Annotated in this window: 12 protein-coding genes; 9 read left to right on the top strand and 3 right to left on the bottom strand. The window is 66.7% G+C overall.

The window, feature by feature from the left end; translation table 11 throughout:
* Window positions 1–88 precede the first annotated feature (88 nt).
* The 8 genes from glmM (at window position 89) to DXV50_RS07270 (ending at window position 10,400) form a co-directional block, all read left to right on the top strand.
* Window positions 89–1,426 (top strand): phosphoglucosamine mutase, encoded by a 1,338-nt coding sequence (gene glmM / locus DXV50_RS07305; RefSeq protein ID WP_117205573.1) that lies wholly within the window; start codon window positions 89–91, stop codon window positions 1,424–1,426.
* Window positions 1,427–1,625: 199 nt separating this feature from the next.
* Window positions 1,626–3,476: a glutamine--fructose-6-phosphate transaminase (isomerizing) gene (gene glmS / locus DXV50_RS07300; protein ID WP_117205572.1), complete on the top strand. Its 1,851-nt coding sequence runs from the start codon at window positions 1,626–1,628 to the stop codon at window positions 3,474–3,476.
* Between the two features lie 110 nt (window positions 3,477–3,586).
* On the top strand, window positions 3,587–4,174 hold the full coding sequence (gene acpS, locus DXV50_RS07295) for a holo-ACP synthase (RefSeq protein WP_117205571.1): 588 nt from the start codon (window positions 3,587–3,589) through the stop codon (window positions 4,172–4,174).
* Window positions 4,175–4,177: 3 nt separating this feature from the next.
* Complete coding sequence (locus DXV50_RS07290; protein ID WP_117205570.1) at window positions 4,178–5,806, top strand: NAD(P)H-hydrate dehydratase; 1,629 nt, start codon at window positions 4,178–4,180, stop codon at window positions 5,804–5,806.
* A 29-nt stretch (window positions 5,807–5,835) separates the two neighbouring features.
* Window positions 5,836–6,996, top strand: a complete 1,161-nt coding sequence (alr, locus tag DXV50_RS07285) for an alanine racemase (protein WP_117205569.1) — start codon at window positions 5,836–5,838, stop codon at window positions 6,994–6,996.
* Window positions 6,997–7,014: 18 nt separating this feature from the next.
* Entirely contained in the window at window positions 7,015–7,635 is a 621-nt protein-coding gene (locus DXV50_RS07280; protein ID WP_117205568.1) for a uracil-DNA glycosylase, read from the top strand.
* A gap of 19 nt (window positions 7,636–7,654) precedes the next feature.
* Entirely contained in the window at window positions 7,655–8,170 is a 516-nt protein-coding gene (gene tsaE, locus DXV50_RS07275; RefSeq protein ID WP_117206022.1) for a tRNA (adenosine(37)-N6)-threonylcarbamoyltransferase complex ATPase subunit type 1 TsaE, read from the top strand.
* A gap of 130 nt (window positions 8,171–8,300) precedes the next feature.
* Window positions 8,301–10,400 (top strand): Wadjet anti-phage system protein JetD domain-containing protein, encoded by a 2,100-nt coding sequence (locus tag DXV50_RS07270; RefSeq protein WP_117205567.1) that lies wholly within the window; start codon window positions 8,301–8,303, stop codon window positions 10,398–10,400.
* 241 nt (window positions 10,401–10,641) lie between these two features.
* Here the strand turns inward: DXV50_RS07270 and DXV50_RS07265 are convergent, their stop codons facing one another.
* Window positions 10,642–11,667, bottom strand: coding sequence for a YeiH family protein (locus tag DXV50_RS07265; protein WP_117205566.1), 1,026 nt, complete (start codon window positions 11,665–11,667; stop codon window positions 10,642–10,644).
* A 180-nt stretch (window positions 11,668–11,847) separates the two neighbouring features.
* Window positions 11,848–12,432 (bottom strand): TetR/AcrR family transcriptional regulator, encoded by a 585-nt coding sequence (locus DXV50_RS07260; RefSeq protein ID WP_117205565.1) that lies wholly within the window; start codon window positions 12,430–12,432, stop codon window positions 11,848–11,850.
* 477 nt (window positions 12,433–12,909) lie between these two features.
* On the opposite strand from DXV50_RS07260, the gene DXV50_RS07255 reads away from it, so the two are divergent.
* Window positions 12,910–14,739: a hypothetical protein gene (locus tag DXV50_RS07255; protein WP_147556701.1), complete on the top strand. Its 1,830-nt coding sequence runs from the start codon at window positions 12,910–12,912 to the stop codon at window positions 14,737–14,739.
* 208 nt (window positions 14,740–14,947) lie between these two features.
* Here the strand turns inward: DXV50_RS07255 and DXV50_RS07250 are convergent, their stop codons facing one another.
* Entirely contained in the window at window positions 14,948–15,904 is a 957-nt protein-coding gene (locus DXV50_RS07250) for a DMT family transporter (RefSeq protein WP_232817487.1), read from the bottom strand.
* Window positions 15,905–16,008 lie beyond the last annotated feature (104 nt).

Below are 16,008 nucleotides of genomic sequence, written 5' to 3'. Positions count from 1 at the left end.
ACTTCAGGGGGCCTGTCGATCATTCGACGGGCTCCCTTTTTCTATGAGGCGGCGAGCACTTCTCGCCGTCAGACGAGAGGAGCGAACAATGAAGTACTTTGGCACCGACGGCTTCCGCGGCCGTGCCAACGAGGGACTTGACGTGGAGCACGCCTACAAGATCGGCCGCTTTGTGGGCTGGTACTACGGTGCCCGCCAGGCCAAGAAGGCCCGCGTCATCCTGGGCAAGGACACTCGCCGCTCCAGCTACATGTTCGAGAGCGCCCTGGTGAGCGGCCTGGTTGCCTCCGGCGCCGACGCCTACATGCTTCACGTCATCCCCACCCCGGGCGTCTCCTTCGAGGTCGTCGACGGCGCGTTTGACTGCGGCGTCATGATCACCGCCTCCCACAACCCCTACACCGACAACGGCATCAAGCTGGTCAACCGCGAGGGCTTCAAGATGGACGAGGACGTCCTTGAGCTCATCGAGGACTACATCGACGGCAAGAGCGAGGTTCCGCTGGCCACCGGTGACGCCATCGGCTGCACCGTCGACTACATGCAGGGCCGCAACCGCTACATCAGCCACCTTATTGCCTCCTGCGGCTTCAGCCTGCAGGGCCTGAAGATTGGCCTGGACTGCGCAAACGGCTCCGCCTCCTCCGTGGCTCGCCCGGTCTTTGACGCCCTGGGCGCAGAGACCCACGTCATCAACAACGCACCCAACGGCTTCAACATCAACGTCGACTGCGGCAGCACCCACATCGACCAGCTGCAGCGCTTTGTGGTGCAGAACGGCCTTGACGTGGGCTTTGCCTACGACGGCGACGCTGACCGCTGCCTGGCCGTTGACGAGCGCGGCCACGTGGTCGACGGCGACCTCATCCTCTACGTCTGCGGCTGCTACATGGCCAAGCACGGCCGCCTGGCCAAGCAGACCGTCGTCCCCACGGTCATGTCCAACTTTGGCTTCTTCCGCGCCCTCGACGCCGCCGGCATCTCCTACGAGAAGACCGCGGTGGGCGACAAGAACGTCTACGCCTGCATGCGCCAGAACGGCTACACCCTGGGCGGCGAGCAGTCCGGCCACATCATCTTCGGCGACCTCGAGAAGACCGGCGACGGCATCATGACCTCCCTGCGCGTCATGGAGGTCCTGCGCGCCGAGCGCGAGAAGCTCTCCGAGCTCACCCGTCCCGTCACGCTCTACCCGCAGCAGCTCGACAACGTCCGCGTGACCGACAAGGACGCCGCCATGCAGTCCGCCGAGGTCAAGGCAGCCGTGGAGAAGGCCGAGAAGTACCTTGAGGGCAACGGCCGCGTGCTCGTGCGCGCCTCCGGCACCGAGCCCCTCGTCCGCGTCTTGGCAGAGGCTCCCGACGAGCGCCTCTGCGCCAACGCCAACGCCATCGTCCTCGAGGCCCTCGCCCCCTTCAAGGCGTAGTTGACAAAGGGACAGTCCCTTTGTCAACTTTCCCGGCCCCGCACGCGCTGCTTGCCGTGCGGGGCCTTTTGTGTGGAGGGGGTCGTGGACGCTGGTTCTGAATTGCAATACCAGTCAAAGGTGCTATTATCGACTGGCATTAAAAAGCAGATACCAGTGGTGCACACCAGTTGGCACCGCAGAAGAAGGGACGTCCCCCATGTGCGGAATCGTTGGCTACACCGGCAAGAACCAGGCCGTGAACTTCCTGGTAGAGGGTCTGAAGACGCTTGAGTACCGCGGATACGACTCCGCCGGCGTGGAGGTCCTCTCCACCGACGGCGAGCTCCACGGCGTCAAGTGCGCCGGTCGCGTGGCCGTGCTGGACGAGCGCTGCAAGACGGCCAACCTCGTGGGCACCACCGGCATCGCCCACACCCGCTGGGCCACCCACGGCGCGCCCACCGACAAGAACGCCCACCCGCACCGCGACTGCTCCGGGCGCATCGCCATCGTCCACAACGGCATCATCGAGAACTACCGCGAGCTGCGCAGCTACCTCTCGCGCAACGGCCACGAGTTCGCTAGCGACACGGACTCAGAGGTCATTGCCCACCTCATCGAGGACGCCTGGGCCGGTCCCGCCAAGGGAGACCTGCTGACCGCCGTGCGCAACGCCTGCCGCCGCCTGGAGGGCTCCTGGGCCATCGCCGCGGTCTGCGCCGACGCCCCCGGGCAGATCGTGGTCGCCCGCAACGGCAGCCCGCTCGTGGTGGCCTCTGCGGCCGACGGCGCCTACTGCGCCTCCGATGTCACGCCGCTTGCCAGCGTGACATCCCGCGTCATCCAGCTCGAGAACGGCCAGTTCGGCCGCCTCTCCCAGGCTGGCGAGGTCGAGGTCTTTGACTCCGAGGGCCTGCCCGTGGCCGAGCCCTCCGCCATCGATATCGACTGGGACGCCTCCGCGGCAACCCTGGGCGGCTACGCCGACTTCATGGCCAAGGAGATCGCCGAGCAGCCCGAGGCCATCGAGCGCCTGCTCTCCGGCCGCCTTGGCGAGAAGGGCATTCTGCTGGACGAGCTCAAGATGACCGAGGAGGAGCTGGCCGCCGTCGACCGCATCTACCTCATCGCCTGCGGCACCTCCTACCACGTGGGCCTCATTGCCCGCACGCTCATCCAGACCTGGGCCAAGGTCCCCGTCATCTGCGACTACGCCTCCGAGTTCAACTACGAGCAGGACGTCCTGGTGACCGACCACACCCTCTGCGTGATCATCACCCAGTCTGGTGAGACGGCCGACACCCTGGCGGCCGCCCGCAAAATGCACGAGATGGGCGCCAAGGTCTTCGCCGTCACCAACGTCCTGGGCTCCACCGCCGCCCGCGAGTCCGACGGCGTGATGTACGTCCAGGCCGGCCCCGAGGTCTGCGTTGCCTCCACCAAGGCCTACACGGCCCAGATGGTGGCCTGCGCCCTCTTTGCCCTGCGCCTGGCGCAGAGCCACGGCGCCATGAGCGCCGAGGAGGTCGCGGCCCACTACCAGGACCTCACCGCCATTCCGGACGCCATCCGCGAGGTGATCTCGCGCTCCTGGCAGGACAAGCAGGCCGCGGCGGTCTTCCGCAGCGCCACCTCCGCCCTCTTCCTGGGCCGTGGCGTCAACGCCACCACCGCCTACGAGGGCGCCCTCAAGCTCAAGGAGATCAGCTACCTGCACGCCGAGGCCTATCCCGCCGGCGAGATGAAGCACGGGCCCATCGCCCTTCTTGAGCCGGGCTTCCCCGTGGTGGCCATCGTCCCGGCAGACCGCGTGCACGACAAGACCGTGTCCAACATCCAGGAGGTCAACGCCCGCGGCGCCGTCTGCGTGGCCGTTGCCACCGACGGCGACGAGTCCGTGGCGTCCCTCTGCGAGCACGTGCTGTGGATCCCGCCCGTGGCAGACGAGCTTCTCGTCCCCATCGTTGCCGTGGTGCACCTGCAGATCCTTGCCCGCTACGTGGCGCGCACGCGTGGCTGTGACGTGGACAAGCCGCGCAACCTTGCCAAGTCCGTCACGGTGGAGTAGGCGCACACGGTACAATCAAAGACTGGCTTACGTTGCGGGAGCCGCCCCGACGCCCAGATGGCCGTCGGGGCGGCCCTTCCGTTTGGGACCCTCCGGGAGGTAAGAGGCGCATGGCGTTGGCGGGCATTGGCGTCGACATGCTTGAGATCTCGCGCATGGAGCGCGTCATGAGGCGCAGGCCCAGCTTCCTGCGCCGCGTCTTCACCGACGACGAGCGTGCCTACTGCGAGCGCTGCGCTCGTCCCGCGGAGCACTACGCCGCCCGCTTTGCCGCCCGAGAGGCCGTCCTCAAGGCCCTGGGCTGCGGCTTTGCCGAGGGCGTGGGTCTGCATGACGTGAGCGTGGCCGCCGACGCCACCGGAAGGCCCAAGGCGGTCCTTTCCGGGCGCGCCGCAAAGATTGCCGCCGAGCAGGGCGTGCGGGAGATCGCTCTTTCCATCTCCTACACCCGTGACGTGGCCGTGGCCAACGCCGTGGCGGTGACCGACGAGGTTCGCCCCCAGCCCGACGCCCGTGCCAACGCGGAGCGCGAGATGGCCACCTCCTTCCGTCAGGCGAGGTCCGTGCTCGACGAGCTGGACCGCGCCCATGAGACCGGCCAGCTCGCGGCAGCCTCCCGCGTGGCGGCCGAGCAGCAGACAACACTCGCGTTTGCGGACGCCGACCAGGTCCCCGCAGACGCCGCACCAAAGGAGTAGAAGATGCAGCCTGTTCTGAACGTCGAGGACATCAAGGGCGTCGAGGTCGAGCTCACCCGCGTGGGCGTGAGCGTGTCCGAGCTCATGCACCGTGCCGGCTACGCCGCCGCCCAGGAGGTCCTGGAGCTTGAGGGCGCCAAGAGCGTCGCCGTGCTCTGCGGCATGGGCAACAACGGCGGCGACGGCTGGGTGGCCGCAGAGGCCCTGCTGGCCTGCGGCCTCAAGGTCCAGGCCGTGTGCCCCATGGACCCGGACCAGATCTCCGGCGACCTCGCACGTCAGGTGGCCCAGGCTGCCGTCAAGGCGGGCGTGCCCGTGACCGTGGGCCCCTCCCGCGACGAGCTCGACGAGGTCCTGGACGAGGCTGACGTCGTCCTTGACTGCATGCTGGGCACGGGCTTTCACGGAGAGGTGCGCGCCCCCTTTGACATCTGGATCGAGTGCGTGAACGCCTCCGGCTGCCGCGTGGTCTCCGTCGACGTCCCCAGCGGCCTCTCCGCCCAGACCGGCCAGGCCGGCAGCGCCTGCGTGGTGGCCGACCTCACGGTGACCATGCTGGCCCTGAAGCCCGGCCTTCTGGCCGACGACGGCCGCGACGTCTGCGGCGCCATCGTGGTGGCCCCGCTGGCCGAGCAGACCGAGCGCCTCTGCGTGGAGGCGGACCCCGTGGCCTGGCGCACCGACCTCGCCGACTACCGCGACGTCATGGTGGAGACGAGCGCCTCCGTGGACAAGTTCACCCGCGGCTCCGTGCTCGTGGTGGGAGGCTCCTCTCGCTTCACGGGCGCCCCGATCATGGCCGCCCGTGCCGCCGCGCGCATGGGCGCCGGCTACGTCACGCTGGCCGTGCCGCAGGCCATTGCGGCCGTGTGCCAGACGCACCTGCTGGAGATTCCCGTCGTGGGGCTTCCCTGCGACGCGGAGGGCGTCCTCACCGCCGACGCAGCCGAGCGCGTGGCCAAGATGGCCAGGAGCGCCTCAGCCGTGCTGGTGGGCCCGGGCATGCGCGTCTCCAGCGGCACCGTGGCCGTGGTGAGTGCGCTCCTGCGCAGCGAGGCCCCGCTGGTCATTGACGCCGACGGCCTGAACTGCCTTTCTCGCCTGACGGAGGGGAGGCTCTTTGACTTCCCGGAGCTCACCCGCAGGGACGCGCCGCTCATCCTGACGCCCCACCGCGGGGAGCTCGGCCGCCTTACCGGCCGTGCCGAGATGCCGCCGACGTCTCTCTCCGAGCAGCTCGAGTGCGCGCGCCAGATTGTCTGGAGCGACGGCGGCTCCGAGATCGTGGTGGCCTCCAAGGGCTCTGCCACAGGCTGCGTGAGCGTCGACCAGGCGGTGCTTCCCAAGCCCGGCCCCGCGGCGCTTGCCACGGCGGGCTCCGGAGACGTGCTCTCCGGCATGATGGCCTCCTACCTGGCGCAGGTGGGCGGCCAGTCCGAGAACCTGCCGCTCATGGCCGCCCTCGTGTGCGAGATCCACGGCTACGCGGGCACCGTCGCCGCCGAGCGCCTGGGCTCTCGCGGCGTCATGGCGTGCGACCTCATCGACTCCATCGGCCTCGCGGCCGACGCCATCGAGGAGCGCGCGGCCCTGGCCGGCCTCGAGGATGCGTCCGAGAGCCAACAGGCGTAGTCTGTCTGGGCAGCAGGAGGGAGAAGGACATGGACAAGGTCAAGTGCCCGGACACGCGTTGGTCGTGGGTTGAGGTCAACCTGTCCGCGCTGAGGCGCAACACGCAGGCGTTCAAGCGCCAGCTGGAGCGTGGCGTCCAGATGATGTGCGTGGTCAAGGCGGACGCCTACGGCCACGGTGCCATCCAGTGCGTCAAGACCATGCAGCAGGCCGGCGCAAGCCAGCTTGCTGTGGCAACCGTCGAGGAGGGCGTGGCGCTTCGCCAGGCCGGGGTGCAGATGCCCATCCTCATCCTCTCCGAGCCGCCGGCGGAGTGCGTGGGCACGCTCGTGGAGTACGACCTCATGCCCTCCGTCTACACGGCCGACTTTGCCCTGGCGCTGGGCGAGGCCGCCGCGGCGGCAGACCGGGTGGCCCGCTACCACCTGGCCATAGACACGGGCATGACGCGCATCGGCGTGCGCAGGCAGGACGTGGTGGAGCTCCGCCGCACCATCGACTTCCACCGCGGCCTTGAGTGCGCCGGCACGTTCACGCACTTTGCCACGGCCGACGTCCTGGACGACTGGGACTTTGCCCTGCAGCTCAACCGCTTCAACGAGGCGGTTGCGGCGCTGCGCGGCGCGGGCCTCTCCACGGGCCTCGTGCACTGCGACAACACGCCCGGCACGGTGCTCCACCCGGAGTGCCACTACGACATGTGCCGCGTGGGCATTGGCCTCTACGGCCTCCAGCCTGCGGAGACCACGGTCCCGCGCATTGAGCTGGAGCCGGTCATGAGCGTGCGCGGACGCGTGACGCGCGTGGTGTACCCGCAGGTGGGAGACGGCGTGGGCTACGGCATGACCTACCGCGTGCCCAAGCAGAACATCCAGATAGCCACCGTGCCGGTGGGCTACGCGGACGGCCTGGCCCGCGAGCTCTCCAACAACATGGACGTACTTGTCAACGGCAGGCGTGCCCGTCAGGTGGGCAACATCTGCATGGACCAGTTCATGCTGGCGGTGGATGTCAACAGCACGCGCAGCTACAAGCCCACCGGCCCCGTGGAAGCCGGCGACGTGGTCACGCTCATTGGCGCCGACGGTGACGAGCGCATCACCGCCGACGAGATGGCGGCCCAGCGCCGCACCATCAACTACGAGGTGGTCTGCGACTTTGGCATGCGCCTGCAGAAGATCTACACCTAGGCCGCAGGAGGTGGACGCATGTCGGTGATGCACATCCCAGGTCACGAGCACCAGGGGCCTCGCGAGGTCTCCCTCCAGGAGATTCGTGACCTGATGGGCAACTGCCAGCTGTGTCCCCTCGGCCAGACGCGCACCAACCTCGTGTTTGGCGTGGGCAACCCGCATGCCCGCGTCATGTTCGTGGGGGAGGGGCCCGGGCGCAACGAGGACCTCCAGGGCGAGCCCTTCGTCGGGGCGGCCGGCCACAAGCTGGACGAGCTTCTGTCCTACGCGGGCCTCACGCGCAAGGAGGTCTACATCGCCAACGTCATCAAGTGCCGCCCGCCGTCAAACCGCAACCCCCGGCCGGAGGAGATCCAGGCGTGCTCTCCCTTCCTGCGCGAGCAGATCAGGAGCATCTGGCCTGACGTCATCGTCTGCCTGGGGAACTTTGCGTCGCAGTTTGTGCTGCGCACCGGCGCCGGCGTCATGAGCCTGCGAGGCCGCCTGCACCAGACCGGCCACTTTGTGGTGTGCCCGACGTTTCACCCGGCCGCCTGCCTCTACCACCAGGAGTGGGAGCCGCTGCTCATTGAGGACCTGACCCTCGTGGGCAACTGGCTCAAGGAACACCCCGCCAAGGAGGACGCACATGAGTGAGAACGACGTCAGGAAGGACATGGCCCCGGTGCGCCGGACGGCCGACGAGCTCAGCGTGGTGACGCGCTCGCAGCCCCAGACGGTGGCCGTGGGCCGCGCTCTGGGCGAGTGCCTTGCCGAGGGCGACGTGCTGGTGCTGACGGGTGACCTGGGAGCCGGAAAGACGCAGCTCACCAAGGGCATGGCCGCCGGCCTTGGCATCACGGACGACGTGACGAGCCCCACCTTCACCATCGAGATGGTCTACGAGGGTGGCCGCCTGCCGCTCTACCACTTTGACCTCTACCGCCTTGACGACCCCGACCAGCTGGAGGACACCGGCCTGTTTGACGTGCTTGGCGCGGACGGCGTGTGCTCCATCGAGTGGGGAGAGCAGTTTGCGGATGAGATCGGGCCGCAGCGCATGGACGTCTACGTGACGCGCCTGGACGACGATGCCGAGCCCGGCCAGGAGCCGGCACGCGAGGTTTGCCTGGTGGCGCATGACGCGCGCGGCCGCGAGCTGCTCGACGCGCTGGAGAGGGCTCTGTCATAACGGATCTTTGCCGGCGAGAAGCGCTTCTCGCTGTGGGGGGTGGCCTGGCCTGCGGGGCGCCGGGGCACCTCCTGGGTGTTGCCTAGAGTTTTGACCTTGAGTTATTGAATGTTTGAAAGGTGTGCCCCACATGGCAAGAAAGCTCAGCTTGCAAGAGCGAGAAAGTATCAACTACATAACCGACGTGCTGTGCCATGCCCTTCCGGCCGCGCAGCGCAGCTTTGCCGGCAGCCTGGCCTCCGCGCTCGTGCGCGTGAAGGGCGACCAGGTCACCGATGCGGACCTCGTGCGCGCGACCGAGAAGTTTGGCGAGTACCAGAGCGCGCTCATCGAGGTTGCCAAGGCCAAGGTGCTTGACCGCGTGCCGGCCGTCGACGCCAAGGGCGACGGCGAGGCGTTCACGCTGCGCGTGCCCGAGAGTCTGGGCGAGGCCGCCTCAGAGCCCGAGGACGCCGCTGCCGAGGCGTCCGCGGCTGGCGAGAAGCCCGCGGAGCCTTCCGAGGAGGCTGCCACCGAGCCGGCGGAGAAGAAGCCGGCTCGCAGGCGCAGGACGCGCAGGAAGAAGGCCGCGGAGCCCGAGGGGGAGGCCGAGGTTGCTAAGGCGGCCGCTGCCGAGGTCGAGGCCGCTCCGGTGGCGGAGCCCGAGCCGCAGGCTGAGGATGCGGTGGAGGCCGTTGGGCCTGAGCCGGAGCCGGAGGCCAAGAAGAAGTCCGTCCGCCCGGGCAGGGGAGCCCGTGCCGCGCGCGCCAAGGCAAAGGCCGAGGCCGCGGAGAAGGCCGCGGAGGCCAAGGAGGACGCGAAGGGCAAGAAGGCCGCGTTGCCGGCCGCCAAGGAGGCCCCGGCGCTGCCGGAGGCCGCTGCCGCAGCGGCCGAGCCTGAGGCTGAGGCCGTAAGCGCGGCTGGGGAGGCCGCGCCCGAGGCGGCGCCTGAGGCGTCTTCCGCTCCCGCCAAGGAGGCTCCTAAGAAGCGCACGCGCCGCCGCAGGACCAAGAAGCCCGTTGAGGACATCGTGGTGAAGGGCCCCGAGGCCGAGCGGCTCCTGGCCAAGGAGGCTGCCGCGGTGGAAGCCGAGGCTGCTGGCGAGGCCGTTGCCACGGAGGCCACCACGGAGCAGCCCCCCGTTGCCGCGGAGACCGACGCCGTGGCCAACGAGCCGCAGGCAGAGGCACTTCTCGCCGAGAAGGGCGATGCTGCAGAGGTGGCGCCTGAGGTTGCTGAGGAGCCCGCGGCCGAGCCTGCCGCGGCCGAGCCTGCCGACGCTCCTGCCGCCGAGGTCACTGCCGAGCCCGCCGCCGACGAGCAGTCCAACGGCAGGTCGGGCGGGCGTGCCCGCGTGCGCGGCCGCGGCCGTCGCGGGCTTGAGCGCAGGTCTCGCGGAGACAACCTCTCCGACGTGCCGTACGTGCGTCGCGGCGGTGAGTCCGAGACCGCCCTGCGCGAGCAGATCGTGCAGCTTGACCCTCGCCTGTGGATGAACGGCTGGCTGCTCTCGCACCCCGGCGCCTTCACCCTCTACGAGCGCGAGCTGCGCGGCATCGATGCGGCGCTCCAGGAGGGCGAGCTTCCGGGAGACCTCACGCGGCGTCAGCTGGCGTACAAGATGGGCGGCAACGAGAAGTTCTTTGAGTACGGCGCGGACGGCCACAAGCTTCTGCGCGCCATGGGCGCCGACGACCTCATCGGCCATCGCCTGGTTCCCAAGGCCGACATGCTCTACCACGTGCCGCGTCGCCGCAAGAGCATGAAGATCCTGGTGACCGAGAACCTCGACCCCTGGCTTGACGTGCGCGACCTCATGTACGAGGACGGCCGCTCCCTCATCCTGGGCGAGCGCGTGCACGGCGTGGTGTTGGGCGGCGGCAACCCCGTCATAGAGAACAACCGCCTGTCCGGCCTTCTGGAGACCCTGGGCGCGGAGACCATAGAGGTCCTGTACTGGGGCGACATCGACCGCGCGGGCCTCAACCTGCTGCAACGCCTGCAGGCAATGCTCGAGGGCCGCTACAAGGTGACGCCGTTCATGCCCGCGTACCGCCTCATGCTGGAGCGCGCCATGGAGCGCTACCCGGACCCGGACCAGAACGAGCGCACCACGCAGGAGAACGTCGAGGTCCAGGACTTCTCCTCCATGCTGGAGGGCCTGAGCGACGAGCAGGCCGCGTACTTCTCGTCCATCATCCAGAAGTGCGGCCTCATCCCCCAAGAGATCCTCACCAAGCAGGACCTGTAAACGGGGACGTTGTTAGTTACCAGGTAAAAGGGACATCCTTGCGGCTGTTGGGATGCCTGCTGGCTTTGCCTCCTGGCACCGTGAACGCCTGAGGTAGCAATTCAGCCGTGCAGCGAACGCCTGTCTTCAACTCAGGCGTTCGCTGCACGGCTGTTTTGACAGGCCAGGCGTTCACGGCCCCCGCGGCACGCCCCCTGCGGCACGCCCCCGCGCGTCAGGCGAGAAGCCCTTCTCGTCGTGGCTACCAGATGCCGATGACGTGCTGCATGCCAAGGCTGACCAGGGCGATTGCCATCCAGCAGCACGCCCCGAGGGCGATGGGCTTTGCGCCGCCGCGCACGAGCTTGACGATGTTGGTGTTGAAGCCGATGGCGCTCATGGCCATGATGATCAGGAACTTCGAGAGGTCCTTGAGCGGCGCAGTCACCGCGGCGGGCAGGGCAAGCAGCGTCGTCGCAAGGCTGGCCAGCACGAAGAGGCCCACAAAGGTGGGGAAGGCGCGGCGCAGGCTGAACGTGCTGGCCGCCTCGGCCCCGGCGCGTCGCTCCTGGTGCATCTGCCAGAAGGCCAGCGCAAGCGTGATGGGGATGATTGCCAGGGTCCTCGTCAGCTTGACGATGGTTGCCGCATCGAGCGTGTTGGCACCGGGGTGCATGCCGTCCCAGGCCGCGGCCGCGGCGGTGACGGAGGAGGTGTCGTTGACGGCGGTGCCGGCAAACAAGCCAAAGCCCTCGTTGGTGAGGCCAAGCGCGCTGCCCAGCGTGGGAAAGACCAGCGCGGCAATGACGTTGAAGAGGAAGATGACGGAGATGGCCTGCGCAACCTCCTCGTCATCGGCCTTGATGACGGGCGCCGTCGCGGCGATGGCGGAGCCTCCGCAGATGGAGGAGCCGACGCCGATGAGCGTTGCCGTCCGGCCGGGCACCTTGAGCGCACGGCACATAACATACGCAACCACAAGGGACGTGGTGATGGTGGACGCGATGACAGGCAGGCTCGTGACGCCGACCTTTGCCACCTGGCTCAGGTTGAGGCCAAAGCCCAGGAGCACGACGGCCGCCTGAAGCACGTACTTTGACGTGAACTTGACGCCGGGCGCTAGGCTTGAGGTGTCCTTGCCGCTGGTTGCCAGGGCCAGGAGCATGCCGATGAGGATGCCAAAGACGGGACCTCCGACGACCTCGACCTGCTTGCCAAAAATCCACGCTAGAACGGCTATGGCCAGGCAAAAGAGGGTGCCAAGGCCCAAATTCTCGATGCTCTTCAAAAGATCTCCCGGTACGAATGCTGATGTTCCGGGGGCAATGATACGGGATTGCGCGGCCGTCGGGCAGGTGTGGGGACAAATAGCCCCTCCGGCGAGAAGCTCGTCTCGCCGGCAGGGCCACGGGGGAAGAGTGCCCCTTTTACCAGGTAACTAACAACGTCCCCAGTGCCTGGTGGAGCGCTACCAGGGGAAGGTGAGGGTGCCGGTCAAAAGGTCGCGGATGACCGAGAGGGTCTCGCGGGTGTCGGCGGCCTGTCTGTGGCAGCGGACAAGGACGCCAAAGGCGCCCTCGAAGGCGTAGTCAAAGAGACAGCGGGCGCGCAGCTCGGTCATGCCGTCGGTGGCAAGAATCTGCTGTAGGTAGAGTCTCTCGAGGTGGTCGGCCAGCAGGGCTTTGCCCGCGCCGAGGGATTGCGGCCCCAGAAGCCAGCGGCAGGCGTCGCGGTCGTCCAGCAGGCAGACTAGGGCAACGGCAAGGTCGCCCTCGCGATGCTCCTCGGACTCTCTCATGCGCGTCGCGCGCTCGATGACGCGCTCCGCCGCGTCTGTCTCCATGGCCCGCTCGAGGTCCTCGATGTTGGAGAAGTGCGCGTAGAACGTGGCGCGGTTGACGCCGGCGCGCTCCATGACCTCCTTGACGGTGAGGTCGGGGAAGGGTCGGTTGGCTGCCAGGGCAGCGAAGCTCTCCTTGATTGCCTGGCGCGTGCGTCGGGCACGGCGGTCAAGGGGCTTGGCGGTTTTTGCTTTGATGATTGCGGGGTTCATCGCGGTCCCAATCTGCTCAGGATGAATGCGTGCGTGTCAGCTGCTAGAGCAGGCCGGGAACGCATTGCCGCATGCGCCTGGTGCGAGCCTCGGCAAGGGGGAACGCCATCCCGTTAAGAAAGACCTGGACCCACGCGCGCGCAGAGAGGGGCATGCCAGGCAGGAATAGGCCTCTGTTTGCTATGACGCCCATGCCGCCTCCTCACTCGAATGAACCTTTGAACACTATACCCGAGTTAAGAAACATTTATTGCGCAACTAGCGTCTTCTTAGAGTAAACACGGGGTCAAGATGCCGAGAAGTGCCCCCCGGCAAGCCTCCCCTTGAGTGCACCCCCTCCCCAACCAATTAAGACATTTATATGAATTCAATACCCCCTCCCACTGATACTGCCAAATAATTGATTGCCTGGACCTAGCCTGAAAGCTATCTGGCGCCTATGCGCGCAGGGGCAGATTCGTAAAGGGGTTGATACAGATGAGAAGCAAGTCAAGGAGGCTTGCGGGCTGGTTGGGAGTGCTCCTGACCGCACTTGTCCTGACGTTTGTGCAGGTACCGTCAACGGCGCTGGCCGAGGGCAACGTCGCCAGGGTAGGAGACGCCGAGTACGCGACGTTTGACGAGGCCTTTGCGGCGGCGACCGACGGCCAGACCGTCACGCTGCTGGCGGATGCCACCACCAGGGGCCTTGACGTCAGGAAGGACGTCACGGTGGACGGCGCGGGCCACAGCCTGGCCTTTGTGGAGAAGGGCATCGCGCTGTGGGGCAAGTCGCTGACACTCAAGAACGTCGTCGCTACCATGACGGGTATCGGCTCCACACCCTATACGGCGGAGTGGGGCTGGATGACAATTTGCGCGAGCAAGAACGCCTCCATCACGCTAGACAACGCCAAGCTCAGCATGGATGGCGCTGGTACGGGGAACAACACCCACGCCATCTACCTCACCGGCAACAACAAGCTCAACCTGCAGAACGGCTCCGTGCTGACTGTCAAGAACTACAAGCAGGACGCCCTCGAGTGGGACGGCGGTGACGGCGGCTACAACCTCAACGTCACTGGCGGTTCCAAGCTTGTCTCTGACCACAACCGCAGCGGCCTTACGGGTACGTTCTACGCCACCGTGGACGCCTCGACCGTCGATGTCATCAACAGCACCGGCAACGGCTCCAACGGCACTTACTACACCATCAAGAACGGCTCTGACGTTAAGTTTGCTAATAACGGCAACTGGGGCATCTCGGCCTGGCGAATCGACATGACGGGTTCTTCTAAGCTGACTGCGACCGATAACGGCTACAGCGGCGTCTGGACACGAGCGCTCAATGTGGATGCCTCCTGCTCGGTGGACGTCAAGGGCAACGGCACAAAGGGCTCTGCCACTGGCTCTACGGGTGCTACAAATGCGGGCATTAGCTTTTGGGGCAACGGAAAGATCGCCAGTAAGATTGAGCGCGGTGCGAATGTTGTAATTAGCAACAACGCCGGTTCTGGTATCTACACCGGTCAGAAGGTCTGCAACCTCACTATCGGCTCGGCAACTATCACCAACAACGGAACTGGCGCCTGCAATGTGAACGGCACTGGCGCCGACATGGGTGGTGGCATCTACAACGTCGGAACTCTGACGCTTGACCCCTCCGTTGTTCTGTATAACAACCACGCCGCCGTCGCGGGCGATGATCTCTACACCTCCGCTGGCCACACGATGACAATCGGCGCTGTGGGTACCGACTGGATTCTCGATGACTGCAACCACGCCATCGACAGCTGGTACGACGACTCTGCCGACGCCCGCTGGTGCGCCGATGCCGCCAGCGACAACCACGTGGCGCCCGTCGCCCCCGGCGAGCAGAAGGCCGACGAGGCTGCCGTGGCCATCAAGGCCGCCCACGGCCTGATCCTCGACTATGCCTACGTGGGCGAGGCCCCCTCCGAGGCCCAGCTTCCCGCCCCCATGACCGGCCTGGCCAACACCGCCGGCGTCAATGCCAGGGTGCAGCAGCCCGTTGACGGCTGGACCTTCGACGGCTGGTATGTCGACGAGGCCTGCACCACCAAGTGGGTCGACGGGACCGTGCTCGACGCGAGCATGACCCTCTACGGCAAGTGGACCAAGGACCCCGAGCCCGTTCCCGCTCCCGAGCCGCAGGAGCCCACCAAGCCCTCCTCGACCACCACGACCACGGTCACCAAGACCACCAAGAAGGTCCCGGCCACCGGCGACGTGACCAGCCAGGCCTTCGCGGTGCTGGCCGTTGCCGGCATCGCTGCCGCTGCCGTGGCCATCAAGGTCCGCAAGTAGCCGTTGGAGTTCAACGGGGGTTAACCGTATTAAAATCTTTATATCAAGACTGCATATAAAGAAAATAACGATACTCTGACCAGGCACTTCTCGCCGTCGGCTCTACGCCAGGCGAGAAGTGCCTGTCATTTTCATCAAACTTTCAATACGGTTAACTCTGCCGTGAGCCAAAATGAGGGAAATGATACGAAGGGACTGTCCCTTCGTATCATTTTTCCCCACGGTTGACGACGATGATACCGGTGCTGACCAGGGCGAGAGCGACGACGGCAAGGACTGGGCTGACCACGCTCGTCTCGCCCAGGAGCAGGGCGGAGAGCACGGCGCCAAAGACCGGGTTCATGAAGCCAAAGACCGCCACGCGCGAGACCGGGTTTGCGGCTAGCGCCATGGACCACAGCGAGTACGCGGCCGCGGAGATGAAGCCCATGTAGGCCAGCAGGACCAGGGCGGGCAACGGGTTGGCGGCGTCCGCGGGCGCCACGCGGCCGCCCATGGCAAGGCCCAGGGCCAGCAGCGTCGCGCCGCCGATCACAAACTGCCAGCCAGATATGAGCACCGGGTCGTGCTCGCGGGAGTAGCGCTTTGAGAGGTTGCTGGACACGGCCGCGGAGATGGTGGAGAGAAACACCAGGCCCTCGCCCCCAAGCGAGAAGCTCATGCCGCCCGCGGCGCTGCCGCCAAGGTTGACCAGCAGCACGCCCGCAAAGCCAACGACGCAGCCCACCGCCTTGCGCGCGGTCATGCGCTCCGTGCGGAAGGCGTAGACGGCCAGAAGCACGATGAAGAACGTGTTGCTGGCCTCAATGACGGAGCTGGTCACGCCCGCACACCGAGAAAGGCCCACGTAGAACAGCAGGTATTGCAGACTGGTCTGGAAGACGGAGAGCTTTGCCGCGCAGGGCCAGTCCGCCCGCGCCGGAACGTAGGGGCGGCGGCGTGCCACGCTCATGGCCAGTGTGACCATGGTGCCCGAGATGAGGAAGCGCACGCCGGCAAACGCAATGATGGACGCCACGTCAGAGGCTCCGATGCCAAAGAGCCCGTAGCCTATCTTGATGCACGGAAACGCCGAGCCCCACAGAAAGCAGGCCCCCAGGCACGCGGCCAGAAGCCCCGGCGTGGCAGAGAAGATGCTTGCGTTCTTTTGTCCCTGGTTGCTCACGCGACCGGCCTTCCTCCATGACTCTTGTTGCCTGGTTGATTATGGGCGAGAAGCCCGCGCTGCCGCCAGCGCCGCCCGACTTCTTTGCAACCCGTAACGTGGCC

The organism is Paratractidigestivibacter faecalis, assembly GCF_003416765.1.
Classification (GTDB): domain Bacteria; phylum Actinomycetota; class Coriobacteriia; order Coriobacteriales; family Atopobiaceae; genus Paratractidigestivibacter; species Paratractidigestivibacter faecalis.
This window is presented reverse-complemented; position numbering and strand designations above follow the sequence as displayed.

Coding starts and splice junctions, on each gene's coding strand:
- glmM (WP_117205573.1), top strand. CDS start 89: ATGAAGTACTTTGGCACCGACGGCTTCCGCGGCCGTGCCAACGAGGGA.
- glmS (WP_117205572.1), top strand. CDS start 1,626: ATGTGCGGAATCGTTGGCTACACCGGCAAGAACCAGGCCGTGAACTTC.
- acpS (WP_117205571.1), top strand. CDS start 3,587: ATGGCGTTGGCGGGCATTGGCGTCGACATGCTTGAGATCTCGCGCATG.
- DXV50_RS07290 (WP_117205570.1), top strand. CDS start 4,178: ATGCAGCCTGTTCTGAACGTCGAGGACATCAAGGGCGTCGAGGTCGAG.
- alr (WP_117205569.1), top strand. CDS start 5,836: ATGGACAAGGTCAAGTGCCCGGACACGCGTTGGTCGTGGGTTGAGGTC.
- DXV50_RS07280 (WP_117205568.1), top strand. CDS start 7,015: ATGTCGGTGATGCACATCCCAGGTCACGAGCACCAGGGGCCTCGCGAG.
- tsaE (WP_117206022.1), top strand. CDS start 7,655: ATGGCCCCGGTGCGCCGGACGGCCGACGAGCTCAGCGTGGTGACGCGC.
- DXV50_RS07270 (WP_117205567.1), top strand. CDS start 8,301: ATGGCAAGAAAGCTCAGCTTGCAAGAGCGAGAAAGTATCAACTACATA.
- DXV50_RS07260 (WP_117205565.1), bottom strand. CDS start 12,432: ATGAACCCCGCAATCATCAAAGCAAAAACCGCCAAGCCCCTTGACCGC.
- DXV50_RS07255 (WP_147556701.1), top strand. CDS start 12,910: ATGAGAAGCAAGTCAAGGAGGCTTGCGGGCTGGTTGGGAGTGCTCCTG.